The organism is Streptomyces sp. NBC_00988 (assembly GCF_045162645.1).
GTDB lineage: Bacteria > Actinomycetota > Actinomycetes > Streptomycetales > Streptomycetaceae > Streptomyces.
The window spans coordinates 5,917,207-5,940,396 of sequence record NZ_CP108730.1 but is presented as its reverse complement, the minus strand read 5'-3'; the positions used below and the strand labels follow the sequence as shown (position 1 = coordinate 5,940,396).

Annotated in this window: 27 protein-coding genes; 13 read left to right on the top strand and 14 right to left on the bottom strand. The window is 69.0% G+C overall.

The genetic code is table 11. The features are described 5' to 3' along the window. Nucleotides 1-28: 28 nt before the first annotated feature. Nucleotides 29-958 (bottom strand): mycothiol synthase, encoded by a 930-nt coding sequence (gene mshD / locus OG496_RS27135; RefSeq protein ID WP_399395892.1) that lies wholly within the window; start codon nt 956-958, stop codon nt 29-31. Between the two features lie 146 nt (nt 959-1,104). On the opposite strand from mshD, the gene OG496_RS27130 reads away from it, so the two are divergent. Continuing rightward, entirely contained in the window at nt 1,105-2,910 is a 1,806-nt protein-coding gene (locus OG496_RS27130; RefSeq protein ID WP_405972736.1) for a bifunctional metallophosphatase/5'-nucleotidase, read from the top strand. A gap of 1,406 nt (nt 2,911-4,316) precedes the next feature. After that, the gene (locus OG496_RS27125; protein ID WP_405972735.1) at nt 4,317-6,158 is read left to right on the top strand and encodes an ABC transporter ATP-binding protein; all 1,842 of its coding nucleotides are present in this window, start codon (nt 4,317-4,319) and stop codon (nt 6,156-6,158) included. Between the two features lie 28 nt (nt 6,159-6,186). Here OG496_RS27125 and OG496_RS27120 read toward each other — a convergent pair whose 3' ends face one another. Together OG496_RS27120 and OG496_RS27115 are read right to left on the bottom strand one after the other, a co-directional pair. Further along, the gene (locus OG496_RS27120; protein ID WP_405972734.1) at nt 6,187-6,945 is read right to left on the bottom strand and encodes a response regulator transcription factor; all 759 of its coding nucleotides are present in this window, start codon (nt 6,943-6,945) and stop codon (nt 6,187-6,189) included. An 84-nt stretch (nt 6,946-7,029) separates the two neighbouring features. Continuing rightward, nucleotides 7,030-7,587 (bottom strand): CGNR zinc finger domain-containing protein, encoded by a 558-nt coding sequence (locus OG496_RS27115; RefSeq protein WP_405972733.1) that lies wholly within the window; start codon nt 7,585-7,587, stop codon nt 7,030-7,032. Nucleotides 7,588-7,648: 61 nt separating this feature from the next. Between OG496_RS27115 and OG496_RS27110 the strand changes: the two genes are divergently transcribed. Next, nucleotides 7,649-8,839: an epoxide hydrolase family protein gene (locus OG496_RS27110; RefSeq protein WP_405972732.1), complete on the top strand. Its 1,191-nt coding sequence runs from the start codon at nt 7,649-7,651 to the stop codon at nt 8,837-8,839. A gap of 30 nt (nt 8,840-8,869) precedes the next feature. Here the strand turns inward: OG496_RS27110 and OG496_RS27105 are convergent, their stop codons facing one another. From OG496_RS27105 to OG496_RS27095, 3 genes are all read right to left on the bottom strand, one after another. Further along, nucleotides 8,870-9,619 carry a PH domain-containing protein gene (locus OG496_RS27105; RefSeq protein ID WP_405972731.1) on the bottom strand — a complete coding sequence of 250 codons (750 nt, stop codon included), beginning with the start codon at nt 9,617-9,619 and terminating at the stop codon, nt 8,870-8,872. 125 nt (nt 9,620-9,744) lie between these two features. Beyond that, the gene (locus tag OG496_RS27100) at nt 9,745-10,062 is read right to left on the bottom strand and encodes a hypothetical protein (RefSeq protein ID WP_405972730.1); all 318 of its coding nucleotides are present in this window, start codon (nt 10,060-10,062) and stop codon (nt 9,745-9,747) included. Continuing rightward, nucleotides 10,059-10,247 carry a hypothetical protein gene (locus OG496_RS27095; protein ID WP_405972729.1) on the bottom strand — a complete coding sequence of 63 codons (189 nt, stop codon included), beginning with the start codon at nt 10,245-10,247 and terminating at the stop codon, nt 10,059-10,061. The genes OG496_RS27100 and OG496_RS27095 overlap by 4 nt, the downstream gene beginning before the upstream one ends. Nucleotides 10,248-10,384: 137 nt before the next feature. On the opposite strand from OG496_RS27095, the gene OG496_RS27090 reads away from it, so the two are divergent. The 6 genes from OG496_RS27090 to OG496_RS27065 all read left to right on the top strand — a co-directional run bounded on the left by OG496_RS27090 (nt 10,385) and on the right by OG496_RS27065 (nt 12,615). Then, a complete protein-coding gene (locus tag OG496_RS27090) occupies nt 10,385-11,224 on the top strand; it encodes a helix-turn-helix domain-containing protein (RefSeq protein ID WP_405972728.1) in 840 nt (279 codons plus the stop codon). Further along, nucleotides 11,208-11,405, top strand: a complete 198-nt coding sequence (locus tag OG496_RS27085; protein ID WP_405972727.1) for a DUF397 domain-containing protein — start codon at nt 11,208-11,210, stop codon at nt 11,403-11,405. Before OG496_RS27090 ends, OG496_RS27085 begins: the two co-directional genes overlap by 17 nt. Before the next feature lie 8 nt (nt 11,406-11,413). After that, the gene (locus OG496_RS27080; RefSeq protein WP_405972726.1) at nt 11,414-11,635 is read left to right on the top strand and encodes a DUF397 domain-containing protein; all 222 of its coding nucleotides are present in this window, start codon (nt 11,414-11,416) and stop codon (nt 11,633-11,635) included. A 148-nt stretch (nt 11,636-11,783) separates the two neighbouring features. After that, complete coding sequence (locus OG496_RS27075; protein ID WP_405972725.1) at nt 11,784-12,134, top strand: hypothetical protein; 351 nt, start codon at nt 11,784-11,786, stop codon at nt 12,132-12,134. A 114-nt stretch (nt 12,135-12,248) separates the two neighbouring features. Beyond that, nucleotides 12,249-12,428, top strand: coding sequence for a hypothetical protein (locus tag OG496_RS27070; RefSeq protein ID WP_366496601.1), 180 nt, complete (start codon nt 12,249-12,251; stop codon nt 12,426-12,428). Nucleotides 12,429-12,489: 61 nt separating this feature from the next. Further along, nucleotides 12,490-12,615 carry a hypothetical protein gene (locus OG496_RS27065; protein ID WP_405972724.1) on the top strand — a complete coding sequence of 42 codons (126 nt, stop codon included), beginning with the start codon at nt 12,490-12,492 and terminating at the stop codon, nt 12,613-12,615. Nucleotides 12,616-12,760: 145 nt separating this feature from the next. Here the strand turns inward: OG496_RS27065 and OG496_RS27060 are convergent, their stop codons facing one another. Further along, entirely contained in the window at nt 12,761-13,501 is a 741-nt protein-coding gene (locus OG496_RS27060; RefSeq protein WP_405972723.1) for a PH domain-containing protein, read from the bottom strand. A 33-nt stretch (nt 13,502-13,534) separates the two neighbouring features. After that, a complete protein-coding gene (locus OG496_RS27055; protein WP_405972722.1) occupies nt 13,535-14,119 on the bottom strand; it encodes a PH domain-containing protein in 585 nt (194 codons plus the stop codon). Between the two features lie 87 nt (nt 14,120-14,206). On the opposite strand from OG496_RS27055, the gene OG496_RS27050 reads away from it, so the two are divergent. Then, nucleotides 14,207-14,473, top strand: coding sequence for a DUF397 domain-containing protein (locus OG496_RS27050; protein WP_405972721.1), 267 nt, complete (start codon nt 14,207-14,209; stop codon nt 14,471-14,473). Nucleotides 14,474-14,566: 93 nt separating this feature from the next. On the opposite strand, the gene OG496_RS27045 is transcribed toward OG496_RS27050, so the two are convergent. The 6 genes from OG496_RS27045 to OG496_RS27020 form a co-directional block, all read right to left on the bottom strand. Continuing rightward, complete coding sequence (locus tag OG496_RS27045) at nt 14,567-16,021, bottom strand: sensor histidine kinase (protein WP_405976713.1); 1,455 nt, start codon at nt 16,019-16,021, stop codon at nt 14,567-14,569. A gap of 62 nt (nt 16,022-16,083) precedes the next feature. Then, nucleotides 16,084-16,821: a response regulator transcription factor gene (locus OG496_RS27040; protein ID WP_019073726.1), complete on the bottom strand. Its 738-nt coding sequence runs from the start codon at nt 16,819-16,821 to the stop codon at nt 16,084-16,086. A gap of 182 nt (nt 16,822-17,003) precedes the next feature. Next, nucleotides 17,004-17,210: a hypothetical protein gene (locus tag OG496_RS27035; protein ID WP_033281327.1), complete on the bottom strand. Its 207-nt coding sequence runs from the start codon at nt 17,208-17,210 to the stop codon at nt 17,004-17,006. A gap of 42 nt (nt 17,211-17,252) precedes the next feature. Then, nucleotides 17,253-18,512 carry a S1C family serine protease gene (locus OG496_RS27030; protein WP_399395910.1) on the bottom strand — a complete coding sequence of 420 codons (1,260 nt, stop codon included), beginning with the start codon at nt 18,510-18,512 and terminating at the stop codon, nt 17,253-17,255. A 210-nt stretch (nt 18,513-18,722) separates the two neighbouring features. Then, the gene (locus tag OG496_RS27025) at nt 18,723-19,748 is read right to left on the bottom strand and encodes a LacI family DNA-binding transcriptional regulator (RefSeq protein WP_366496606.1); all 1,026 of its coding nucleotides are present in this window, start codon (nt 19,746-19,748) and stop codon (nt 18,723-18,725) included. Nucleotides 19,749-19,867: 119 nt separating this feature from the next. Then, the gene (locus tag OG496_RS27020; RefSeq protein WP_366496607.1) at nt 19,868-20,668 is read right to left on the bottom strand and encodes a response regulator transcription factor; all 801 of its coding nucleotides are present in this window, start codon (nt 20,666-20,668) and stop codon (nt 19,868-19,870) included. A 193-nt stretch (nt 20,669-20,861) separates the two neighbouring features. Between OG496_RS27020 and OG496_RS27015 the strand changes: the two genes are divergently transcribed. Genes OG496_RS27015 through OG496_RS27005 form a run of 3 tightly spaced genes read left to right on the top strand, consistent with a single transcriptional unit; the run spans nt 20,862 to nt 23,187 of the window. After that, on the top strand, nt 20,862-21,746 hold the full coding sequence (locus tag OG496_RS27015) for an alpha/beta hydrolase (RefSeq protein ID WP_405972720.1): 885 nt from the start codon (nt 20,862-20,864) through the stop codon (nt 21,744-21,746). A gap of 56 nt (nt 21,747-21,802) precedes the next feature. Continuing rightward, a complete protein-coding gene (locus OG496_RS27010; RefSeq protein WP_033281322.1) occupies nt 21,803-22,057 on the top strand; it encodes a MoaD/ThiS family protein in 255 nt (84 codons plus the stop codon). Nucleotides 22,058-22,065: 8 nt separating this feature from the next. Continuing rightward, nucleotides 22,066-23,187 (top strand): hypothetical protein, encoded by a 1,122-nt coding sequence (locus OG496_RS27005; RefSeq protein ID WP_405972719.1) that lies wholly within the window; start codon nt 22,066-22,068, stop codon nt 23,185-23,187. Nucleotides 23,188-23,190: the final 3 nt, after the last annotated feature.

Sequence of the window (23,190 nt, the reverse complement as noted above, 5' to 3'; positions counted from 1 at the left end):
CGGGACGGTCACGCAGGCGCAGCGGGCTCTACGACTCCGAGCGGTACATCAGGTCCGTCTCATACGTCGTGAACCCCAGCCGCTCATACACGGACACCGCCGCCTTGTTGTCCGCGTCGACGTACAACATCGCCGTGGGCAACCCCTGTGCCGCAAGGTGCCGTAGCCCGATCGTCGTCAGCGCCTTGCCGAGCCCGCCACCCTGAACCCCGGGCAACACCCCCACCACGTACACCTCACCCAACCGCTCCTCCGCGTGGACCTTGGTCCAGTGGAAGCCCACCAGCTCGCCACCCCGTTCGGCCAGGAAGAACCCCGCGGGGTCGAACCACGCCTCGGACTTACGGTCGTCGAGGTCCCGCTGGGTGAGGGAACCCTGCTCGGGGTGGTGGGCGAAGGCCGCGGCGTTGACGGCAAGCCACGCCGTGTCGTCAACGCCGGGCACGAAGGTCCGTACGGTAACCCCCTCCGCGAGCACCGGCTCCGGCAGCTCAAGCCCGGTCAACGCCCGCCGCAGCTGCCGGAGTTCACGGAACATCGTGAGCCCGAGAACCTGCGCGAGATGACGCGCCGCGGCATGCCCACCATGCGCCCACACCCGGAGCCGCTTCCCGGACGCGGCCAGCAGCGCGGCGCCCAGCGCCCGCCCGTGCCCGTGCCCCCGGTGCGAGGGATGGACGACGAGTTCCGCGGCCGGCGCCTCCACCGGGTCCGTGTCCTCCAACTGCGCGTAGCCGACGAGTTCGTCGCCCAGGGTCAGCAGCAGATGCGAGACTCCGGCCCGCTCACCCCCGCGGATCCGCAACCGCCCCTGCTCGGACACCGCCGGCTGCCCGTCGGTCCCGGCGGCCTCGCCGATCAGCGCGAGGACGGCCTCGCCCTGGTCCGGGGAGAGCGCGGAGTAGGTCTCGATGGAACGGGAGCCGGGCGCGGGCCGTACGGTGTCGTCGCTGGTCATGGGTATGAGGGTAAGCCGATCCCCCCGCAAAGTGGCGGCAAAGAAGAAACCAGGATGTAACCAAGAACCCCCTGTCACGCTACGCGCGTTGACCCTAGGCTGCGCCGGAACGTGGTGACCTTCTCAGCCGACACACAGGGGGGCTCATGCCAGCCACAACCCAGCCGCACCGCCCGCGCAGACGCCGTACCGCCGCACTCCTCGCCGCCACGGTGAGCCTCGCCACGGCGGGTGCGCTGGCCGCCGCTCTGCCCGCCGACGCCCACGGCAACCCCGGCGGCCACGGGCACAAGCCCAGCCGCTACCAGGACGTACAACTCCTCTCCTTCAACGACCTGCACGGCAACCTGGAGCCGCCGTCCGGTTCCTCCGGCCGGGTCACCGAACTCCAGGCGGACGGCACGACGAAGACGATCGACGCGGGCGGCGTCGAGTACCTCGCGACGCACCTGCGCGACGCCCGCAAGGGCAACCCGTACTCGATCACCGCGGCCGGCGGCGACATGGTCGGCGCGTCCCCGCTGATCTCGGGCCTGTTCCACGACGAGCCGACCATCGAGGCGCTCAACAAGCTCGACCTGGACGTCACTTCGGTCGGCAACCACGAGTTCGACGAGGGCGCCAAGGAGCTGGCCCGCCTCCAGAACGGCGGCTGCCACCCCACCGAGGGCTGCTACACGGACAAGAAGTTCAAGGGCGCCGACTTCCCCTACCTCGCGGCCAACGTCCTCGACGAGAAGACCAAGAAGCCGATCCTGAAGCCCTATTGGGTGTGGAAGAAGAACGGCGTCAAGGTCGGCTTCATCGGCGTCACGCTGGAGGGCACCCCGGGCATCGTCTCCGCGGACGGCGTCAAGGGCCTCCAGTTCAAGGACGAGGTCGAGACGATCAACAAGTACGCCAAGGAGCTCCAGAAGCAGGGCGTCCAGTCGATCGTCGCACTGATCCACGAGGGCGGCTTCCCGGCCTCCGCGTCGTACAACTACGACTGCGACGCGTCCGGTTCGGGCTCCGGCATCTCCGGCCCGATCGTCGACATCGCGAAGAACGTCACCCCGGCGGTCGACGCGCTCGTCACCGGCCACACCCACAACGCGTACGTCTGCACGATCAACGACCCAAGTGGCAAGCCCCGTATGGTCACTTCGGCATCGTCCTTCGGCCGCCTCTACACGGACACGACGCTGACGTACGACCGTAAGACGGGCGACATCGCGCGTACGGCGGTCAAGTCGGCGAACCACGTGGTCACTCGGACCGTCCCCAAGGCCGCCGACATGACCAGCCTGATCAGCAAGTGGAACACCCTCGCGGCCCCCATCGGCAACCGCGCGATCGGCTACATCTCCGCCGACGTGGGCAACACCGGCACCGAGTCCCCGATGGGCGACCTCATCGCCGACGCCCAACTCGCGTACGGCAAGAAGCTGGACCCGGAGACCGACCTCGCGCTGATGAACCCGGGCGGGGTGCGGGCGGGCCTCACCTACAAGGCCACCGGTGCCGAGGGCGACGGCGTGGTGACGTACGCCGAGGGCTTCACGGTGCAGCCGTTCGCGAACACGGTGAACCTCCAGGACTTCACGGGGGCCCAGGTGATCCAGGCCCTCAAGGAGCAGGTGAGCGGCACGAACGCGGCGGCGCCGAAGGTGCTCCAGGTGTCGTCCGGGCTGACGTACACGCTGGACCTGACGAAGACGGGCGCGGACCGGGTGGTGACGGACTCGATCCGCCTGAACGGCTCGGCGATCGACCCGGCCGCCACGTACCGCGTCGCGACGAACAGCTTCCTCGCGGGCGGCGGTGACGGCTTCACGACGCTGGGGCAGGGCACCGGTGACGTGGTCGGCACGGACGACCTGACCGCGCTGGCGGACTACCTGACGGCGAACTCGTCGGCCACCGGTCCGCTCACGCCCCCGGCAGCGAACCGGATCAACATCGTGCAGTAACCCGTCTCTCAGTAACCCATCTCTGACGAGGGGCCCGGAGCCGCAGGTCGGCGCCGGGCCCTTCTGTTTTCCCGTTCTAAATTCTGTGTAAGGCCGGGTTCAGTTCCGCAAATTCCATAAGAGTCTTCCACAGGGATTGCTCAGGAAGGTCTAAGCGAAAAAGGCTTTTCCTGCGTCAGGAGTCCAGTAGTGTTTTCCATGTCGAAAGCGAACAGCGCAAACGACATAGGCAGAGCAGAGACAGAGCAGAGACGAAGGAGAGCACGATGAGCTTCCACAAGATCGCCCCGGTGAAGAAGACCCGCAAGCCCGCCCCGGCGCCCAAGAGGGCCCCGAAGAAGGCTGCTCCGGCCCCGAAGCGCCGCCCGGTCGGCCACAAGTAAGCCGCCTGACCAGCAGCGATAAACCACGGTAAACCGCAGATAAGAATTCCCAGGGAGGGAAATAAATCATGAGCTTCAACAAGATTCACCCCATCAAGCAGACCCGCAAGCCCGCCCCGGCCCCCAAGAAGCCGGCGCCGAAGAAGCCCGCCCCGAAGCGTCGCCCGGTCGCCCACAAGGGCTGACAGAGGATTTACAGACGTAATTCAGAAGTAGTTCAAAGGCAATTGCAGCAGATCGGTAGAGGAACTGTTGCAGAACCGCAGCAGAGCCGGCAGCAGCCGCGACGGAGAGGGACACAGACATGAGCTTCCACAAGATCGCCCCGGTGAAGAAGGCCCCCAAGCCCGCCCCGGCCCCGAAGAAGAAGCCTTCGAAGAAGCCGGCGGCGGCCCCGAAGCGCCGCCCCGTGGGCCACAAGTAAGCCCCCGGTCCGGCCGTAGAAGACCCGCAGCACCCGCAGCACCACCCGCAGTACTCGCACCACTCCACAACTCGCCGCGGTTGAGCGGCACTTACAGGGAGGGACCCCACCATGAGCTTCCACAAGATCGCCCCGGTCAAGAAGGCCCACAAGCCCGCTCCGGCGCCCAAGAAGGCCCCGAAGAAGGCTGCTCCGGCCCCGAAGCGTCGTCCGGTCGGCCACAAGTAAGCCGCCAGGTCGGCCGTAGAAGACCCGCAGCACCCGCAGCACCCCCAGAACCACCTGCAGTACCCCACAACTCGCCGCATCAGCGCGGCACTTACCGGGAGGGACCCCGTCATGAGCTTCCACAAGATCGTCCCCGTCAAGAAGCACCGCAAGCCGGCCCCGGCGCCCAAGAAGCCCGCGCCGAAGAAGCCCGCTCCGAAGCGCCCCGTCGGCCACAAGGGCTGACGCGGCACACCTTGAGGCGGGGCCACCGGTTAGCGAGCGAACTCGCTTCGGTGGCCCCGCCTCGGCCACGTCCAGGCCACGTCCAGGCCGTGGACTCACATCGGCCGGCTACTGAACTCGACCTGCTCTGAAGGGAGTTGTTGACCATGAGGGAAGCCCGTGAGGCCTTCCGCCGTTTCTGGCCGCTGACCCGCGGTGACCGCAAGTGGCTCGCGGTGATCATCACGTGTGTCGTGGTGTCGGCGCTCTCCGAGACCGCCGCGATCCTGCTGTTCGCTGACCTCACCGACAACGCCCTCAAGTCCGGTTCGCTGTCCGCCTTCTGGGGCCCGGCCGCGGCCTGGCTCGGCGTCGCCGCACTGGGCGCGCTGGTCGGCTACTTCGGCAACTCCCTCGCCACGTGGACCGCCGAACGCTTCGTCCTGCGCCTGCGCGCGAACGTCTTCAGCCATGTCCAGGACCTCCCACCCCACTTCTTCCAGAAGCACCGCCAGGGCGACCTGGTCGAACGCCTCACCGGAGACGTCGAGGCCATCGAGCAGATGGTCGTGTCCGGGGTGGTCGGCACCATCTCGGCAGCTTTCTCAGCCGTGTTCTACGCCTGCGCGGCGCTGTACCTCCGCTGGGACCTGGCCCTGGCCACCTTCGTCCTCGCCCCCCTCTTCCTCTTCGCGGCCCGCCGTTTCTCGGGCCGCATCAAGCAGGCCTCGCAGGACGAACGGGTCGCCGACGGCGCGATCACCTCGGTCGTCGAGGAGTCCCTCGGCAACGTGGTCCTCACCCAGGCGTACAACCGCCGCCGCGACGAGGAGAAGCGCCTCGACGTCGAAGCCCGCGCGTGGATGAAGGCGTCGGTCCGCGGTGCCCGGCTCAGCGAGATGTACGAGCAGTTCGTGGAGGTCGTAGAAACGCTCTGCGTCCTGTCGGTGATCGGCCTCGGCGTCTGGGAGATCTCCGCCGACCGCATGACCCTCGGCGCACTCCTCGCCTTCGCGGCCTTCATCGGCTACCTGTACCCACCCGTCCGCAACCTCGGCCAGCTCGGCCTCACCCTCACCGCCGCCACGGCCGGCGCCGCCCGCATCAACGAGATCCTGGACGCCACCCCGTCCGTCGGCGACCCCCGCGAACCCGTCCCCGCCTGGCCGGTCCACGGCTGGGTCAGCTTCCACGGCGTGACCTTCGGCTACCCCGGCGCGACCCGCGACTCGGTCAACGACGTCACCTTCAGGGCGAACCCGGGCGAGCTGGTGATCATCACGGGCGAGAGCGGCGCGGGCAAGTCGACCCTGTCCAAACTCCTCACCCGCTTCTACGACCCCTCAGCGGGCGTGATCTGCCTGGACGGCGTCCCCCTCCGCGACGTACCCCTCGAATTCCTGCGGGAGAACGTCGCGTTGCTCCCCCAGCAGACCCTCATCCTCAACGGCACGGTCCGCGAGAACATCGAGTGCGGCCGCCCCGGCGCGACGGACGAGGACATCGAACGGGCCGCACGTTCGGCGGCGGCGCACGACTTCATCGCCTCCCTCCCCGAGGGCTACGACACCCAGATCGCCCCCGGCACGGCGGCACTCTCCGGCGGCCAGCTCCAACGGATCGCGATCGCCCGGGCGATGCTCCGCGAGGCCCCGGTCCTGGTCCTGGACGAACCGACCGCCGGCCTCGACTCGGTGGCCGCCCGCCAGGTGATCCAGCCCCTGCGCCGCCTCATGTCCGGCCGCACGACCATCATGATCACCCACGACCTGAGCCTCGCCCCGGACGCGGACCGCATCCTGGTCGTCGAGGGCGGACGCCTGGTGGAGACGGGCACGCACGCGGAGCTGGTGGCAAGGGGCGGCGCGTACGCGCGACTTGCGGGTCCGCTCCCCGAAATGGCGATCACGGGAACGGGACGGCATCGTTCGGAGGACACGATGACCCTGCGCCAGGTCCCGTCCCAGGCACCGGACGAGACGATGATCCTGCGGCTGCCGAAGAGATAGAAGAGATAGAAGAGATAGAAGAGATAGATCAAGTAGGCGGAGCGGCCCGGAGGCTGTACCCGAGCCCCCGCACGGTGTGGACGAGCCGCGGTTCGCCGCGGCTCTCCAGTTTGCGGCGCAGGTACATGACGTACACGTCGAGCGTGTTGGACGCGGGCTCGAAGTCGAAGCCCCAGACATGCCGGTGGATCTGGGACCGGGTGAGCGCGGCGCCCGGATGCCTCAACAGGTGCTCCAGCAACAGGAATTCGGTCCTGGTGAGATCGAGCGGTCGTCCGTCACGGGCGACGGTACGGGTACGCAGGTCCATGACGAGATCCTGGAAGACGAGTTGTTCGAGCTCGGACGGAGCCTCGTCGGCGGCGGTCCGCTGGGCACCGCGCCGCAGCAACGCCCGTACCCGAGCGAGGAGTTCCTCGATGGCGAACGGCTTGCTGAGGTAGTCATCGGCACCGTTGTCGAGGGCGACGATCCGGTCCCCGACCGCGTCCCGCCCGGTGATCATCAGGATCGGCACGGTGGACCCGGAGGCCCGGATGCGCCGCGTGGCGGCGAGCCCGTCCAACTCGGGCATGGTGACGTCCATCAGCACGAGGTCGGGCGCGGAGGCATCATCCGGCACGCCGAAGGACAGCCCGAGGGATACGCCGAGAGATACGCCGAGGAGATCGAGCGCGGTACGCCCGTCCCCGGCGAGGACGGTCTCGTACCCCTCGTACCGGAGCAGCCTGCCGATCCCTTCCCGCACGTCTTCGTCGTCGTCGGCCAGGAGAATCTTCGGCGCCATGCCGACACGGTGGGACGAACGCCTGTGGCGGGGCTGGCAGTTGGTTATGCGAGGGCTGAGGGCTGACGGGCGAGGGGTGTCTCCTCAGTCCGCGCGGCGGCGACGGTAGGCACGGGTCTTGTTCCGGTTCCCGCAGGCGTCCATCGAGCACCAGCGGCCGCCGCCGTTGCGCGAGGTGTCGTAGAAGGCCCAGCGGCAGTCCGGCGAGGCGCACAGTTTCAGACGACTCCAGCCGCCACCGGCGACGCTCGCGGCGACCGTCTCCACGATGGCGTCCAGGCCGGGCGTACCGCTGTCGGCGACGAGCCGAAGCCCGCCGCCGCCCGCGTCCGGAGCCAGCACCAGGGGAAAAGGGGCGAGGGTCCGAGCGGTCGTGGCGCGGTCGGCACCGTCGGTTCCGCTGGTGAGGGCATCCCGCAGACCGGCACGGAGTGCGAGGGCGGCGGCCAGATCGGACGGCCCCAGTTCCTGCCCCGAGCCGACCAGCCCATGCGCCTCCAGCCACGCCAACAGGCCCTGGACGCAGGTCAGTTCATCGTTGCCGGTGTGCCGCTCCCCGTGCCAGCTGAAGGATCTTTCGTCGAGCGTGTTGAGGAACTGCTCGACCAGGACGAGATCTACGACGCCATCACCATCACTCACGACACCACCGTACCGCGAAGTCGGTGTTGACGGCGCTCGACACCGGCTATACGTTTTGAAGGTGTCGAAAACATGGACGACCTCATGGCGGACCCCAACGACGGACACCACCCCCGGCCCCTTGCTGGAGGTGCCGGACGCGGACCTCGACGACCTGCGGGCCCGCCTGCGCGGGACGAGGTGGGCGGAACCATGGCCCGTGGCCGAGTGGCAGGCGGGCACCGACGCCAAAGAGCTGAGGCGCCTGACCGAGTACTGGGCCGACGGCTACGACTGGCGTGCACACGAGACCGCGATCAACGAGCTCCCGTCCCGCTTCGCCGCGATCGACGGCATGACCGTCCACTACCTGCGCTTCGACGCCGAACGTACGGGTGCCCTGCCGCTGGTCCTGACCAACGGCTGGCCGAGCACGTTCTACGAGCTGGTCGAACTGGCACAAAGGCTCTCGACACCGTCGCGCTACGGCGGTGATCCGAGGAACGCGTTCACGGTGATCGTGCCGTCCCTCCCGGGCTTCACGTTCTCGTCCCCGCCCACGGGCCTGACGGACAAGTCACCGCTCACCCACGAACTGTGGCACCGCCTGATGCACGACGAGTTGGGCTTCGAGCACTACGGCGCGCACGGTGGCGACCTGGGTTCGGGGATCACGGCGCGCCTCGGTCATGCCCACCCCGAGAGCGTGGTCGGCATCCACTTGCTGGACATCCTGAGCACACCCCCGGACCCCACCGCCGCCCAACTGACCGACGAGGAACGGGAGTACCTGACCGCCTTCGGCGCCCGGTCCCAGGAAGAGGGCGCGTACGCCCACCAACAACGCACCCGCCCACTGACCTTGGCCCAGGGCCTGAGCGATTCCCCGTCGGGCCTGCTGGGTTGGATGGTGGAGAAGTACCGCTCCTGGAGCGACTGCGAAGGGAACCTCTCGACCCGTTTCACAGACGACTTCCTTCTCACCCAGGCGTCGCTGTACTGGTTCACGAACACGATCGGGACGTCGTTCATCCCCTACTACGCGTCCGGCCAGGGCCTCATCCCGAAGCTGGACCGGGTGGAGGTGCCAACCGCCCTGGCCCTGTTCCCCGCCAACCTCGGCGCCGGCACCCCCGCCCCTCGCGGCTTCGTGGAACGCAAGTACCACCTCACCCGGTACACGACGATGCCGCGAGGCGGTCACTTCCCGGCCCACGAGGAACCGGAGTTGCTGGCCGAGGACATCACCGAGTTCTTCAGGTCGGTGAGTTGAGTCGATGTCGTACGGCTGGAGGTCGTACGGCTAGAGCCGGGGCCGCGCCCGGAAGTCGGAGCCGGGGGGCGGGACTTGGGACTCCCAGCGCCAGTGCAGGAGGGCGGCGAGCAGGGCGAAGGCGCCGAGAGGAACGCAGACAAGCAACAGCAGCGGCTCGGTGTCCCGGGCGGTCGCTATCCGCCACAGCGTGACCAGGAACATGGCCAGCAGGACGAACAGGGCGCCGCTGGTGGCCCGTTCCCAGGCCTTACGGTGACCGGATTGCCGCCGGATCCGCTCCTCGACCTCGGGCCGCCGCTCCCAGGCCATGCCGCGGTGCCGGGCGGCCGTCTCGCGCAGGTCGTCGATCTCGGCGCCGAATTCCGGTAGCTGACCGTCGTCGACGTGCGGGAGAAGCAGGCGCCGGCCGTCGTTGTCGTAGAGGAAGGTGAGCCACTGGGAGTCGCCGCTGCGCTGGTTGCGGCGGGGCTCGACCCGGATGTCGTAGATGTCGTGCCAGCTCCGGCGCCGGATCCGCACGGCTCCGCGTACGGCGATCCCGTCGGCTGTGACGAAGGTGCGCTGGCGCCAACTGGTGAGCAGGGCCCAGACGAACAGCCACACCAGCAGGACGTCGGCGACCAGCCGGGCCCGGTGGCTGAAGATATTGGGGTCCCGATTCATCTGGTAGACGGAGTTGGCGACGGCAACCGCCAAGAAGGCGAACCGCCCGAGGCGGATCCGTCTCCGTCGCCCGTACTCCCGCTCGATGCCGCGCTCGTGCACGTCCTGGCCCATGCCGACTCCCCCGTGTAGGACGGGTAGATGGTAGATCGGCAAGCTGTGCTTGTCAGGAGGCGAAGGGGGTCGGTGCGCAGGCACGATGAAGGGCCCCGAGGCCAGCGGACGAGACCGGTCCGGGATCACCGTCCGCACTCCGGGATGCGTTCGCCTCGGCTGACGGCGATGCGGAGGACGTCACCGAGGGATTCCGACGCCCTGGTGAGCGCGAAACGTACGGCCCGTTCGCCGGCCTTCGGGTCGGCGAGTACGGCCTTGGCTCCGGCCAACACCTGTTCCCCGGAGTCGAGTTGGGCCGCCTCGATGTCGTCGGCGAGGAGGGAGAGCCGGCTGTCGTGGCTGTCCGCGCTGAGGTAACAGGGCTTGCCGTCGGGGGTGGTCCAGGGCAGCAACCGCAGTTCCCCGCGCGCCGAGTTGGGGATGTTGCCGGGGATGCTCATGCCCGCACCACCACACCGTGGATACGGCGGGGCCCGACGTCGATGCCGTGTACGGCGAGCCAGAGGGCGCGTCGCCGCTGCCGTTGAAGTCGCCGTTTACGCCGAGCGCGACGCTGCGAGGGGAGCAGGGTGTGCACGAGTGCCATCAGCAGTAACTCCCAGATTCCTACGACGCGTTCACTCATTCCGTGGCGCTCCTCTGTCCTGCCGGGTGTCCTGACGAGCGGTGATTACCGTTCGTGCCTCGATGGTCACCGGTGCGGCGTACGCTGCGGAAGAGGGTTGGCGTTGTCTGCGGGCCCAGGCAACGGGGAGGGGTGAAGTGACCGAACAGGTTGACGCCGAGAGCGAGTCGGGGCGCGCGGTACTGGGACGGACACTCCGGTATCTGCGCGAGAAGGCGGGGAAGTCGCTCGGGCAGCTGGCGGAGGACACCGGCTACGACAAGAGCTACCTGAGCCGACTGGAGTCGGGGGAGCGGCTGTCCAAGGTGACGGTGATGGAGGACCTGGACGTCTACTACGAGGCCGGTGAGCTGCTGGTCAGCCATTGGAAGGCGGCTCGGCTGGACGCGTTCAAGGACGAGTACAAACAGTTCATGGAGTTGGAGGCGACGGCGCGGGTGATGAGGGTGTTCACCCCTGCTCTGCCTGGCCTCCTGCAGACAGAAGATTTCGCTCGGGAGGTGTTGTCTGGGGGCCAGACAACAGCGGACGCCGACGAGATGATCGAGGAACAGGTGGCCGCGAGGCTGGGTCGGCAGTACGTGCTCCGGCAGAGGCCCGCGCCCGACGTCCGGATCGTCATGGACGAGGTGGCGTTCCGGCGGCCCGCGGCCCTTGCCAAGACCTGGCTCGACCAGCTGGTTCAACTGGAGACGGTCGCGATGCTGCCCAACGTGACCCTCCAAGTGCTCCCGTTCGCGGCGGGTGTTCACCACCACATGGTCGGATCACTGACACTGCTCTGGCAGAAGGACGGCAGCGCTGTTGCCTACGAGGAAGGCAACCGTTCCAGTCGGCTCGACGAGGATCCGGACGAGGTTCTACGTCTCCGACTGTCCTACGATCGTCTTCGCGACCTGGCGCTGTCCCCACCGGACTCGCTGGCGTTCATCCGGACTGTTCTGAAGGAGCACCGACGTCATGACGCACACCCCTGACCTCAGCACCGCCGCTTGGCGCAAGTCGAGCTACAGCGACGGGGGAGCCAACAACTGCGTCGAGGTCGCCGACGGCTACACCGGCCTGGTCCCCGTCCGGGACAGCAAGATCCCGGCGAGCCGCCCGCTGGTTTTCTCGGCCGGGTCCTGGTTCACGTTCTTGGAGTCGGTCCGAGACTAGGAGAGCGCATGAAGTCCACCCCTGACCTCAGCATCGCGGCCTGGCGTAAGTCGAGCTACAGCCAAGGTGGAGCCAACGACTGCGTCGAGGTCGCAGACGGCCACCCCAACCTCGTCCCCGTCCGGGACAGCAAAACCCCTGCCGCCCCGCCGTTGATCCTCGCGGCCGTGTCATGGGCCGTGTTCGTGGACGGGGTCAAAGCCGGGGCGGCCGTGCACACGTTCGGGTGACGCGGGTCGGAAGGCCTGACATCCGCCGCCGCGGCTCCCTCATCGTTGATCTTCCGGTCGAATGGACGGCCGGGAGACCAACCACTGAGAGGGAACGGACGAGCCGGTTATGGTCGTAGACACGACGCGTCGAAGGGGGGCACCGGCCATGACTGCTCACGCCGCTGAACCCGAGCCGTCCGTCCCGCCGATGCCCGAGCGGTCGCCGAAGGTGCTGCGCAGGGCCATCGCGCAGCACACCCCCGAACTCCTCCCGGACTTCGACGCGCACTGGAAGTGGGCGATCGCCGACGCGTACGACGTGGGTCCCGTGCCCGCGTTCATGGCCCGCTGGTGGGGTGAGTACGCCCTCGCCCGTGATCCCAGGCTGGACGCGCATGTCCGCGACCTCGAACACCGTGCGGCGTACGAGTGCACCGACATCGCCGAGGCCAAGGCCCTCCTCGAAGAGGCGGCGAAGATTCACTACCGGGTCCGAGACCTGGAGCCCGGCGAGTGACCGATGGGTTCATGGGACCGCCTTGGCAGACGGACTGGCGAACCGATGCCCTCGCCACCTTCGAGGCACTGCCCGACCACGCTCGTGAGATCGTCCTCGCGGTTACCCGAGGGCATGAGCGTCATGCCGGGCCGGTCCACCGAACCGAAGGGCCGCCACCTCTGCTTCTTCGACCGTGGCAACGGCTGGTTGAAGTACACCTTCGTCCGCCGAACCGAGGATCCCCAGATCGTGGTCGAAGAGGTCTTCTGGCAAGAACCTGAGCCTGTTGCTCTGCCTCCGGCGGAGGAGTAGCCCTGGCAGAGATCACGGCCATCCGGGTCAACTCGTCGAGCAACTGGCCGCCGAGCAGCTGATGTTGGAGCAGGCGGTGGAGCGGATGCCCGCCGCGCACAGGGAGTTGCGGGAACGCATGGGCGGCCACCGCCCGCTCGGCGACGAGCACCTCGCGAACGGACCGGACGCCCTGCCACGGCCGTGATCGGCGGACCAGTTCCAGCTGACGCGACACCGAACGGGCTTGGCACCGACCATCGTTGGAACAGCCCCGCCGGTCAACTCCATTTGAATCTTCCGCGCCATCTCAACACGGTGTGACGGGCGGCTGTGCTGGGGCTGGCAGGGGGTTATGCGGGGGCCAGGGCTCGCATGTAGCGCCGACGGAAGAGAAGGACGAGGAGGGCGTAGACGGCGAGGGGGGCGCAGAAGAGCAGGAGGGTGAGGAAGGGGTGGGGATCGCCGTCGACGGATATCTCCCACAGCAGATATGGGAGGGCGGCGAGGAAGACGATCAGGGCCCCGGTGATCGCTCGCTGCTGGGCCTTGCGGTACGCGGCCCGCTCGTGGATGCGCACCTCGACCGCCGGGCGCCGCTCCCAGGTCATGCCCCGGTGCCGGGCGGACGCGGTGTGCAGGTCGGCGACCTCGGCCCAGAGGTCCGGGAGCTGCCAGTCGTCGAGGTGGGGGAGGCGTGCCCTGCGGCCGTCGTTTTCGTAGAGGTAGGTGAACGACTTGACGTCGGCGCTGCGTTGGCCCGGATTGGTCTCTACGCGGAGATCGTAGATGTCGTGCCAGGCCCACCTGCGCACGCGGAAGGCTCCGCGGGTGGAGACACCGTCGGCCCCCACGGTGGTGCGTCCCCGTCGCGCGGTGAGAATCGCCCAGACACTCAGCAGCGCCATGAGCGCCACCGCGAGCAGCTTGTACCGGGCGGGGATGGTGTTGTCGGGCCGCGCCATCTGAAGAACGAAGTTCCCTTCGACGACGCACAGGACGACGAACCTTCCCCGGGACATCTTTCTCCGCCTGCTGTACTCCCGCTCGATCCCCCGTCCGTCGTCGCGCTCGTCCTCGTCGTCCCCGCTCATCGACCCTCCCCAGAACCGGTGTTGTTCGCTGGACTACGCCATGAGCACGAACGCGGCAGCCGCGGCGATGACGGCTGTGACGCACACCGCGGCCGAGACCGTGCGGTGTCGCGCGCGGCGCCGTATCCGGTCCTCCACCTCGGGGCGCAACTCCCAGGCCATGCCCCGGTGTTGGGCGGACTCGGCACGCAGGTCGGCGAGTTCGGCGTGGAAGTCGGGGAGTTGCCAGTCGTCGAAGTAGGGGAGGAGCATCCTGCGGCCGTCGTTGCCGTAGGCATAGGTCGTCCACTGGGCGTTCTCGGTGCGCCCGCCCGGGTTCAGTTCGGCCCGGATGTCGTAGACGTCGTGCCAGGTCCGGGTGGCTGTCCGTACGGCGTTGCGGGCGCTGATCCCCTGAGTGCCTACGATCGTGCGGCCCCGCTGCCGGTAGAGCAGGACCAGCGCGATCTTGCCCAGGAGGAGCGCCAGGATCACGATCTCGGCCCCGCGCCGGGAGACATAGGGGTTCGTCGACGCATCCAGGACGAAGTAGACGCCGATGAGTACGTTGATGCCGGCCTGCCACCACGCGATGGCCAACGTTCTTCGCCGTCCGTACGCCCGCTCGATCCCGCTCATGGACCCTCCCCCGGTCAGCAGCAGAGGGGGATCGTATGGCAGCAACCTGTGCACGTTAGGAGGGGGTGTCACCGTTCGCACTCCGGGATGCGTGCGCCTCGGCGTCATCGGCGAGGAGGGAGAGCCGGCTGGCGTAAGTCGAGCTACAGCGAGGGGGGAGCCAACGACTGCGTCGAGGTCGCCGACGGCCGCCCCGGCGTGCCGTCCGCCGTCGGAACAGATCCAGGGGTACGGCGGACCGGACACCTGTCACGCCCTGTATTGTGCCCTGCCGCGAGCCGAGTTCACGGGCATGTCGATTCTCCTGACAACCCGGGAAGAGGCTTACCCGCCGGAATACTCGGCTTCCACTGAGGGCGAATGCGACGGGCGGATGCCGACACCCGCCGACCCTTCCCTCGCGAAGTGTGACACTTACTGCCGAAGTGTCACACTTCTTCAACTCGCTTACTGAGGGGCGGAGCTTTCGGGCGGTGCAGTCGGCGTCCCCGGAATCCGTACCGTCGCCACCGTCCCGCCGCCCGGCGCGTGCGCCAGGGTCACCTCGCCGCCGGCCTGTTCGACCGTGCGGGCGACGATGGACAGGCCGAGGCCCGAACCGGGGAGTGCGCGCGCCGACGGTGAGCGCCAGAACCGGTCGAAGACGTGCGGGAGTTCGTCGGCGGGGATGCCGGGGCCGTGGTCGCGGACGGTGAGGACGCCGCGGGTGAGCTGGACCTCGATCGTGCCGCCCTCGGGGCTGAACTTCACCGCGTTGTCGAGGATGTTGACGATGGCGCGTTCCAGCGCGGACGGTTCCGACTGCACGAACCACGGCTGTACGTCCGCCGTGATCGTCAACTCCGGGCCACGGAGCCGGGCTCGGCGGAGCGCGGCCTCGACCGTGTCCTGGAGCGAGACCACCTGGACGCGCTCACCCCGCTGGCCCTCCGAGCGGGACAACTCCTGCAAGTCGCCGATCAAGGACGCCAGTTCGGTCATCTGCGCCTTCACCGAGGCGAGCAGCGCCTTGCGGTCCGCCGGGGGGATCGGGCGGCCGGTCTCCTCGCTGCGGGTGAGGAGTTCGACGTTCGTACGGAGGGAGGTGAGGGGGGTACGGAGTTCGTGACCGGCGTCCGCGATGAGTTGTTGCTGCAGCTCGCGGGAGTTGGCGAGGGAGGTCGTCATCGAGTTGAACGAGCGGGAGAGGCGGGCGATCTCGTCGTCGCTGTCCTCGTCCACGGGGATGCGGATGGTGAGGTCCTCGGTCCGGGCCACGTGCTCCACGGCCTCGGTGAGCTTGTCCACCGGGCGCAGACCGGCACGGGCGACCGCGAGACCGGCCGCACCCGCGCCGATGACTCCGATGCCGGAGACGAGGAGGAGGATGAGCGCGAGGTCGTTGAGCGTGTTCTGGGTGCTCTTGAGGGGGACGGCGATCGTGAGCGCGGTGCCGGAGTACAACTGGCTCGGACCCAGGCCGCCCTGCCTGACGATCAGCGGTGTGGTCAGCACGCGTACGGCATTGCCGTCCGTGTCGACGCCGTTGCGGAAGATGCCCTTGATGCTGGTCGGCATGCCCGTGAGGCTGTTCGTCTGCTTGACCACGTTCTTGTCGGCGCTGGTGACCTTGACCGTCCCCGCCGAGTTGGAGGAGACGCAGGGCTTGCCGTTCGGCTGGATCAGCTGGAGGTAAGTGGTCTGGGTCCCAAGGCGGTTGAAGTCGTCGACGCCGGTCGGTGCGGCCTGGGGGGCCTGGGGGCAGTCCTTGAGGAGCCCCGTGGCCAGGTCCTCCCGCTGCGGCTGCTGCGACATCTTCCTGAGGTCGCTGTCGACCTGGTCGTACAACTTGCTCTGCACGAGGAACCAACAGGTCACCGACACCGCCGCCACCGCGAAAGCCACCGCCGCCGCGACCAGCATCGCCAGCCGTGACCGGATCGGCAGGGTCCGGAACCGGTGCAGGAACCGGTCGAGGACGTTCTTCACTCGGCCCCACCCTGTCGCAGCACGTACCCCACGCCCCGAACCGTGTGCACAAGCCGGGGCTCGCCCCCGGCTTCGGTCTTCCGGCGCAGGTACATCACGTACACATCAAGGGAGTTGGAGGACGGCTCGAAGTCGAAGCCCCACACCGCCTTGAGGATCTGCTCGCGGGTGAGGACCTGGCGGGGGTGCGCCAGGAACATCTCCAACAGCGTGAACTCCGTGCGGGTCAGCTCGACTTGGCGGCCGTTGCGGGTGACCTCACGCGTCGCGAGGTCCATGCGGAGGTCGGCGAAGGTGAGGGAGTCGTCCTCGGGGGCGGTACCGGCTGCCGCGGCCGCCGCGTACGAGCTGCGGCGGAGCAACGCCCGTACCCGCGCGAAGAGTTCGTCGAGTTCGAAGGGCTTGACCAGGTAGTCGTCCGCCCCGGCATCCAGTCCCGTCACCCGGTCGCCGACCGTGTCGCGGGCCGTGAGCATCAGGATCGGGGTCGTCGTGCCGGCGCCCCGCATCCGGCGGGCCGCCGTCAAGCCGTCCATGCGCGGCATCTGGATGTCGAGGACGACCAGGTCGGGCTGGTACGCGGTCGCCTTCTCCAGCGCGTCCGCGCCGTCGACGGCGACTTCGGTGTCGTACCCCTCGAACGCGAGGCTGCGCTGGAGTGCTTCGCGTACCGCCGGCTCGTCGTCGACGATCAGGATGCGCTGGGTGTCACGGTCGCCTTCGGCGGGGCTCATGGGCTGGATTCCTCGGGTGCGGTGGGACGGGGAGACAACGATCGGCTGGTCGCAATCAGCCTCGCATGTTTCCCGGCCGGTGCGTGAAGAGGGGAGGAAGTGAGAAAAAGGGTGAGATCGGCTCGCCTCGTGGTGAGCTCGGCTTCCACCGGGTCTCCGACTCGGCTCCCCGGGTCTTCGACTCAGCCTCGCATCGTCTGGAGGCGGTTCAGCGGCACCTTGCGGTGGTGCGGGCGGGCCGCGCTGGTGCGCAGGCCCATCAGCTCCGGGACGGGCGCCACTTCCGGTGCCCGCGCGGCCGGCGCGTGCAGTTCGTACGCCACCCCGAGGGCCAGGCCGAGACCGGCCGCTCCGGTGTCGGTCACCGTGTGCGAAACCTGCTTGATCATGACGTACTCCCTACTGTGATGGATCGACCGCGCCGGGTGGATCTAGCTGTCGGAACCGCCCGCCCGCAGCGAAGCCAGGTCCGCCTTGACGGTGTTGATCGGGATGGCGAAGCCGATGCCGATGCTTCCGGCCTCGGACGACGAGGACGAGGAGTCCGAACTGGACGAGTACATCGCGGAGTTGATGCCGATGATGTTGCCGTTCGCGTCGATCAGGGCGCCGCCGGAGTTGCCGGGGTTGAGGGACGCGTCGGTCTGGATGGCCTTGTACGTCGTGGTAGAGGAGCCCGTGTCGCCGTTGAACTGCTGGCCGCCGAACTGGAACGGCCACTCGCCGTTGCTGCCGCCGGACCCCTGGCTCTGGCTCTCGTCGGTCGAGACGGTCACGTCACGGTTCAGGGCGGAGACGATGCCGCTGGTGACCGTGCCGGTCAGCCCCTCGGGGGAGCCGATCGCGACGACCGTGTCGCCGATCTGGACGCCGGCGGAGTTGCCGAGGGTGGCCGCCTTCAGGCCGGAGGCGTTCGACAGCTTGAGGAGCGCGAGGTCCTTCTTGCTGTCGGTGCCGACGACCGTCGCGGTGTACGACTTGCCGTCGCTCGTCTTGACCTTGACCGAGGTGGCGCCGGAGATCACGTGGTTGTTGGTGACGACCTCGCCGCCCGCGGTGATGATCACGCCCGCACCGGTCGAGGTGCCGTTGCTGAGGGTGGCGTTGACCTCGACCACGCTCGGGCTGACGGTCGCGGCGATCGTGGCGACGTCGCCCCTCTTGCTGGAGGGCACGACGGCCGTGGTGGTGCTGGAGGTGGCGACGGTGTCCTTGCCGGTCAGCTCCTGGAAGGCGTACGCCGTGCCGCCGCCGACGGCCGCGGCGACGATCGCCACGGCGGCGAGCAGCGCGAGCGGACCCCGGGTGCGCTTCTTCGGCTTGGGCGCCTCGCCCTGGACGTGGGTGAGGAGAGCGGTGTCGCCGCCGCCGTGACCGCCGCTGCCGTCGGCGGCGAGAGCCCCGCCGTCACCGGCGCCGTAGCCGTCACCGCCGCCGTACGCTCCGCCGTCGGCGCCGAAGGCGGCCTGCGGGGCGGGCGAGGGGGCGGGCGTCTGGGCCGGCCACGCGGGTGCGGCCGGCTGCTGCGTCTGCTGCACGGGCTGAGGCTGCTGCACCGGAGGCTGGTAGGCCGGCGGGGGCGGCCACTCCGGGTTCACGGGAGAAGAGGCGTGCTGCTGCTGGGGGTACGCCTGCGGCTGGTCGCCCTGGGGGGTCTCGTACTCGCCGCTGCGGCGGAAGCTCTCGGTCATGGAACAGAGCCTGTCGCGCGATCATGAGAGGTACCTGAGTCCCCGCTGAGAAGCCCGACAGAACCTCGTATGCCCGATATAAAGACGCCGGAGCCCCGGAAACTCGGGGATCCCAGAGAACCCTGTGACCGCCGGAGAGAACTCTGTGACGGCTGCGGCGAACCCTGTGACGGTCGCGGCGAACCCGGCGACCTCCCCTACGGGGTGGCCTCAGCCCTCGCAGCCGCAGGACTGCCGTATCACCAGTCGCGACGGGAACACCTTCAGCCGCTCGCGGCGCGAACCCGCCACCCGCAGGCCGTCGTCGAGGACGAGGTCCACGGCCGCGCGGGCCATCGCCGGGCGGTCCGATGCGATCGTTGTCAGCTTCGGGTCGGCCAGGGCCGCTTCCTTGATGTCGTCGAAGCCGATGACACCCAGCTCGCGCGGTACGTCGATGCGCAGCTCGCGCGCGGCCCGCAGCAGGCCGATCGCCTGGTCGTCGGTGGAGCAGAAGATCGCGGGCGGACGGCGGGGGCCGGAGAGGATGCCCAGGGCGACCTGGTAGGCGTCGTAGCGGTTGTACGGGGCTTCGAAGAGGCGGCCCTCGGTCGGCAGGCCGGCCTCGGTCATCGCGCGCCGCCAGCCCTCGACGTGGTCGGAGACCGGGTCACCGACGGCCGGCGTCGCCGCCGTACCGCCCATACAGGCGACGTAGTCGTAGCCGTGCTCCAGGAGGTGCCGTACGGCGAGCTGGGCGCCGCCCAGGTCGTCCGTGACGACGGCGACGTCGTCGATGGCCTCGGGGCGCTCGTGGAGGAGGACGACCCGGGCGTCCCAGGCCTCGATCTCGGCCGCGGCGTTGTCGTTCAGCGCGTGGCTGACCAGGATCAGTCCGGAGACCCGCATCCCGAGGAAGGCCCGCAGATAGTGGACCTCGCGCTCGGCGATGTAGTCGGAGTTCCCGACCAGCACCATTTTCCCGCGCTCGGACGCGGCCTGTTCCACCGCGTGCGCCATCTCCCCGAAGAAGGGCTGGCGCGCGTCCGGCACGATCAGGCCTATGAGGTCCGTACGCCGCGACGCCATGGCCTGGGCCACCCGGTCGGGTCGGTACCCCAGTTCCTTGATCGCGGCGAGGACACGCTCGCGCGTGGCCGGGGCAACCGGCCGGGGTCCGTTGTTGATGACATAACTGACGACGGCAGTCGACGTCCCTGCCAGCCGCGCTACATCATCCCGAGTCACCTTGGCCACGCGCGGAGTCTACGCGGATGGACCCGCTCTGGGCAGGGCGTTTCGAAGCTTCTCTCAGCTTCCGCGCACCATCTTCGCGCGGAGCCGACACCGAAAAGCGACGCCCTGCCCGGATACGGTTACGCCTCGGCCGCGATCTCGGCCGCGTCCAGGGCGGCGGACTCGGCCGTCTCGTCCGCATCCTCCGGCTTTGCACCGGCGATGGCAGCGCTTGCCTTGAGCTTGGCCTCCTCGCCGCCCCGGTCACCCTTCTCCGGGGTAACGAATCGATAACCGACGTTCCGGACGGTCCCGATCAGCGACTCGTGCTCGACTCCGAGCTTCGCGCGCAGCCGTCGTACGTGGACGTCGACCGTGCGCGTGCCGCCGAAGTAGTCGTAGCCCCAGACCTCCTGCAGCAGCTGGGCGCGCGTGAAGACGCGGCCCGGGTGCTGCGCGAGGTACTTGAGGAGCTCGAACTCCTTGAAGGTCAGGTCGAGGACCCGGCCCTTGAGCTTGGCGGAGTACGTCGCCTCGTCCACGGAGAGATCGCCGTTGCGGATCTCCATGGGGGAGTCGTCGTTGACGATCTGCTGGCGGCCCATGGCCAGGCGCAGTCGCGCCTCGACCTCGGCCGGTCCGGCCGTGTCGAGCAGGACGTCGTCGATGCCCCAGTCGGCGGTGACGGCCGCGAGGCCGCCCTCGGTGACGACGAGGATGAGCGGGCACCCCGGGCCGGTGGACCGGAGGAGCTGACACAGGCTGCGCACCTGAGGCAGGTCACGGCGGCCGTCGATCAGGATGACGTCGGCACCTGGGGTGTCGACGAGAGCGGGGCCTTCCGCCGGTGCCACGCGCACGTTGTGCAGCAGCAGGCCAAGGGCCGGAAGCACCTCCGTAGACGGCTGGAGGGCATTGGTCAGGAGCAGCAGAGAACTCATAAGTCTGGTTCCTCCTCGGTCCCTGCGAGGACGTGTGTCGTGCGGCACAGCGTTTGCGATCCCGGGGGCCGTGTATCACCGGCGGCCACCTGTGGTTTCCCGTGGTGTACCACTTCGTATACAACGCTCCCGGAAGCACAAAAGGACCCGGGGGCTTCGCTGCCCGAGTCCTCTGTCGAGCAGAATAGCCCACATGAGCGCTGGTACGGCAGGTCATGTGGCACGATCCACCGTTCGTCCGAACTCTGAGACGATCAGACGTACACCTTTGCGGACGTTTCTGCACACCGACGACGGGGTGACGATCGATTCCGTATACGAACCGGGGGCGCCCGTATACGACGCCTCCCGGTCACCTTCCGGTGATCCGGTGTTCGTCGTGGCGCACGGTTTCACGGGCGATGTGGACAAGCCCCATGTACGGCGCGTGGCCGAGGCGTTCCTCCAGTACGGGGCCGTGGTCACCTTCTCCTTCCGGGGCCACGGCGCCTCCGGCGGACGGTCCACCGTCGGCGACCGCGAGGTGCTCGATCTGGCGGCGGCGGTCGCCTGGGCGCGCGAGCAGGGGCACGCGCGCGTGGTCACCGTCGGCTTCTCGATGGGCGGTTCGGTGGTGCTGCGGCACGCGGCGCTCTACGGCTCTCAGGCGCACGCCGACGGCCAGAGGCGCGAGGGGCGCACAGAAGCGCACACGGACGCTGTGGTTTCCGTGAGTGCGCCGGCCCGCTGGTACTACAGAGGGACGGCCCCCATGCGCAAACTGCACTGGCTGGTGACCCGCCCCGAGGGCCGCATGGTCGGCCGCTACGGCCTCAACACCCGTATCGAGCACAGGGGTTGGGACCCGGTCCCGCTCTCCCCGGTCGAGGCGGTCCCGCGCATCGCGCCGACCCCGCTCCTCATCGTGCACGGCGACCGCGACGGCTACTTCCCCGTGGACCACCCCCGCATGCTGGCCGACGCCGCCGGTGACCAGGCCGAACTCTGGCTTGAGCCGGGCATGGGCCACGCCGAACACGCGGCCGCGGACGACCTGCTGGCCCGCATCGGGCGCTGGGGCGGTTCACAGGACAGTTAGCCTGACGGGTGTTGACGCCGAGTCCGTCGACACCGGTCTACCGAGGAAGCGAGCACATGCCAAAGGTCACGGTGCGCTACTGGGCCGCCGCGAAGGCCGCGGCCGGCATCGCCGAGGAGCCGTACGACGCGGTCACCCTCGCCGACGCCCTCGCCGCCGTCCGCGAGCGACACCCCGGGGAACTCGCCCGCGTACTGCTGCGATGCTCGTTCCTCGTCGACGGTGACCCCGTGGGCACCCGCGGACATGAGACGGTACGGCTGGCCGAGGGCGGCACGGTCGAGGTGCTCCCGCCGTTCGCAGGAGGATGAGCGAAGCGATGAGCAACCAGCCGTACGAGGGCTATGGCGAGGGCTACGACCCCTACGCCCAGCAACAGCAACCCCAGCAGACACAGGCGCAGCAGGCACAGGCGCAGGCGTGGCCCGGGCATCAGCAGCAGGCGTACGACGACGCGCAGGCCGACCAGCAGTACACCCAGCAGTGGCAGGGCCAGACCTGGGACACCCAGGTCCAGCAGACCAGGCCCGCCGCGTCCGACCTGGCGTACTTCCCGCCGCAGAACTACCAGGCGGCACCGCAGAGTCACGACCCCTACGCGCAGCCCCCCAGACCTGAGGCCCCCGAGGCGCAGGCACCCGCCGCGGAGGGCTACGGCCCGCCCTCCCTCGCCGGCAACGCCCGCATCACGGACGCCCAGCGGGCCCGCCTTGAGGGCCGTTCGCCGATCATCGAGCCCGGGATGCAGCCGGCCGGCCTCACCGCCGTACTGGCGCTCCTGCTCTCCGTCACCGCGCAGGTCGGGTCGTACGCCCTCGTCGTACCGCTCGTCGTCCTTCAGGCGGTGACGGCCGCGGGCTGGTTCCGGCTGAACGGGATGTGGCCCGCGCGGCAGGGCATCGCGCTGGCCTTCGCGGGCGCGCTCGTCGCGGACGTGGCGCTGCTCGCGGCCGGTCGGGAGAACGGTCCCGCCGCGATCCTCGGCACCCTTGGCGTCTGGGTCCTGCTATCCCTCGTCATGCAGTTGCGCTCGCACGCCGACCCGGACACCCGGATCACCAGCCTGATGGCCACGGTCGCCTCGGCGGCCCTGGCCATCGTCGCGGCCGGTCACCTCGCGGCCGACCCGGACGCGGTGACGGTCGGCGCGGCGGCGGTCGCGGTGGCGATCCTGGCCCGCGCGCTGCCGCTGCCGACCGTGGCGTCGGTCGTCGTCTCGCTGCTGGCGGCCGCCGGTGCGGGCATCGCCGTAGGCGGGATGACGGGCATGGGCGCGAAGGGCGCGCTGCTCGGCGCGGGCGCGGCGGTCTGCGCGCTCATCGGCCACCGGGTGGCGAGCTACGACTACCCGTCCCGCTTCGTCCACTTCACGGCCGGTGTGGCCCTCCCGCTCGCGGCGGCGGCCCCGGCGGTGTACCTGCTGGGGCGGGCGCTCGTATAGCGC

What these genes read in the sequence shown, in the direction of transcription:
- OG496_RS27045 (WP_405976713.1), bottom strand. Translation starts at nt 16,021, where the DNA reads ATGCTGGTCGCGGCGGCGGTGGCTTTCGCGGTGGCGGCGGTGTCGGTG.
- OG496_RS27070 (WP_366496601.1), top strand. Translation starts at nt 12,249, where the DNA reads ATGAGCGTCATGCCGGGCCGGTCCACCGAACCGAAGGGCCGCCACCTC.
- OG496_RS27065 (WP_405972724.1), top strand. Translation starts at nt 12,490, where the DNA reads ATGTTGGAGCAGGCGGTGGAGCGGATGCCCGCCGCGCACAGGGAGTTG.
- OG496_RS27015 (WP_405972720.1), top strand. Translation starts at nt 20,862, where the DNA reads ATGAGCGCTGGTACGGCAGGTCATGTGGCACGATCCACCGTTCGTCCG.
- OG496_RS27020 (WP_366496607.1), bottom strand. Translation starts at nt 20,668, where the DNA reads ATGAGTTCTCTGCTGCTCCTGACCAATGCCCTCCAGCCGTCTACGGAG.
- mshD (WP_399395892.1), bottom strand. Translation starts at nt 958, where the DNA reads ATGACCAGCGACGACACCGTACGGCCCGCGCCCGGCTCCCGTTCCATC.
- OG496_RS27050 (WP_405972721.1), top strand. Translation starts at nt 14,207, where the DNA reads ATGCGTGCGCCTCGGCGTCATCGGCGAGGAGGGAGAGCCGGCTGGCGT.
- OG496_RS27060 (WP_405972723.1), bottom strand. Translation starts at nt 13,501, where the DNA reads ATGAGCGGGGACGACGAGGACGAGCGCGACGACGGACGGGGGATCGAG.
- OG496_RS27035 (WP_033281327.1), bottom strand. Translation starts at nt 17,210, where the DNA reads ATGATCAAGCAGGTTTCGCACACGGTGACCGACACCGGAGCGGCCGGT.
- OG496_RS27130 (WP_405972736.1), top strand. Translation starts at nt 1,105, where the DNA reads ATGCCAGCCACAACCCAGCCGCACCGCCCGCGCAGACGCCGTACCGCC.
- OG496_RS27120 (WP_405972734.1), bottom strand. Translation starts at nt 6,945, where the DNA reads ATGGCGCCGAAGATTCTCCTGGCCGACGACGACGAAGACGTGCGGGAA.
- OG496_RS27040 (WP_019073726.1), bottom strand. Translation starts at nt 16,821, where the DNA reads ATGAGCCCCGCCGAAGGCGACCGTGACACCCAGCGCATCCTGATCGTC.
- OG496_RS27055 (WP_405972722.1), bottom strand. Translation starts at nt 14,119, where the DNA reads ATGAGCGGGATCGAGCGGGCGTACGGACGGCGAAGAACGTTGGCCATC.
- OG496_RS27010 (WP_033281322.1), top strand. Translation starts at nt 21,803, where the DNA reads ATGCCAAAGGTCACGGTGCGCTACTGGGCCGCCGCGAAGGCCGCGGCC.
- OG496_RS27100 (WP_405972730.1), bottom strand. Translation starts at nt 10,062, where the DNA reads ATGAGCATCCCCGGCAACATCCCCAACTCGGCGCGCGGGGAACTGCGG.
- OG496_RS27125 (WP_405972735.1), top strand. Translation starts at nt 4,317, where the DNA reads ATGAGGGAAGCCCGTGAGGCCTTCCGCCGTTTCTGGCCGCTGACCCGC.
- OG496_RS27005 (WP_405972719.1), top strand. Translation starts at nt 22,066, where the DNA reads ATGAGCAACCAGCCGTACGAGGGCTATGGCGAGGGCTACGACCCCTAC.
- OG496_RS27095 (WP_405972729.1), bottom strand. Translation starts at nt 10,247, where the DNA reads ATGAGTGAACGCGTCGTAGGAATCTGGGAGTTACTGCTGATGGCACTC.
- OG496_RS27080 (WP_405972726.1), top strand. Translation starts at nt 11,414, where the DNA reads ATGAAGTCCACCCCTGACCTCAGCATCGCGGCCTGGCGTAAGTCGAGC.
- OG496_RS27105 (WP_405972731.1), bottom strand. Translation starts at nt 9,619, where the DNA reads ATGGGCCAGGACGTGCACGAGCGCGGCATCGAGCGGGAGTACGGGCGA.
- OG496_RS27030 (WP_399395910.1), bottom strand. Translation starts at nt 18,512, where the DNA reads ATGACCGAGAGCTTCCGCCGCAGCGGCGAGTACGAGACCCCCCAGGGC.
- OG496_RS27075 (WP_405972725.1), top strand. Translation starts at nt 11,784, where the DNA reads ATGACTGCTCACGCCGCTGAACCCGAGCCGTCCGTCCCGCCGATGCCC.
- OG496_RS27085 (WP_405972727.1), top strand. Translation starts at nt 11,208, where the DNA reads ATGACGCACACCCCTGACCTCAGCACCGCCGCTTGGCGCAAGTCGAGC.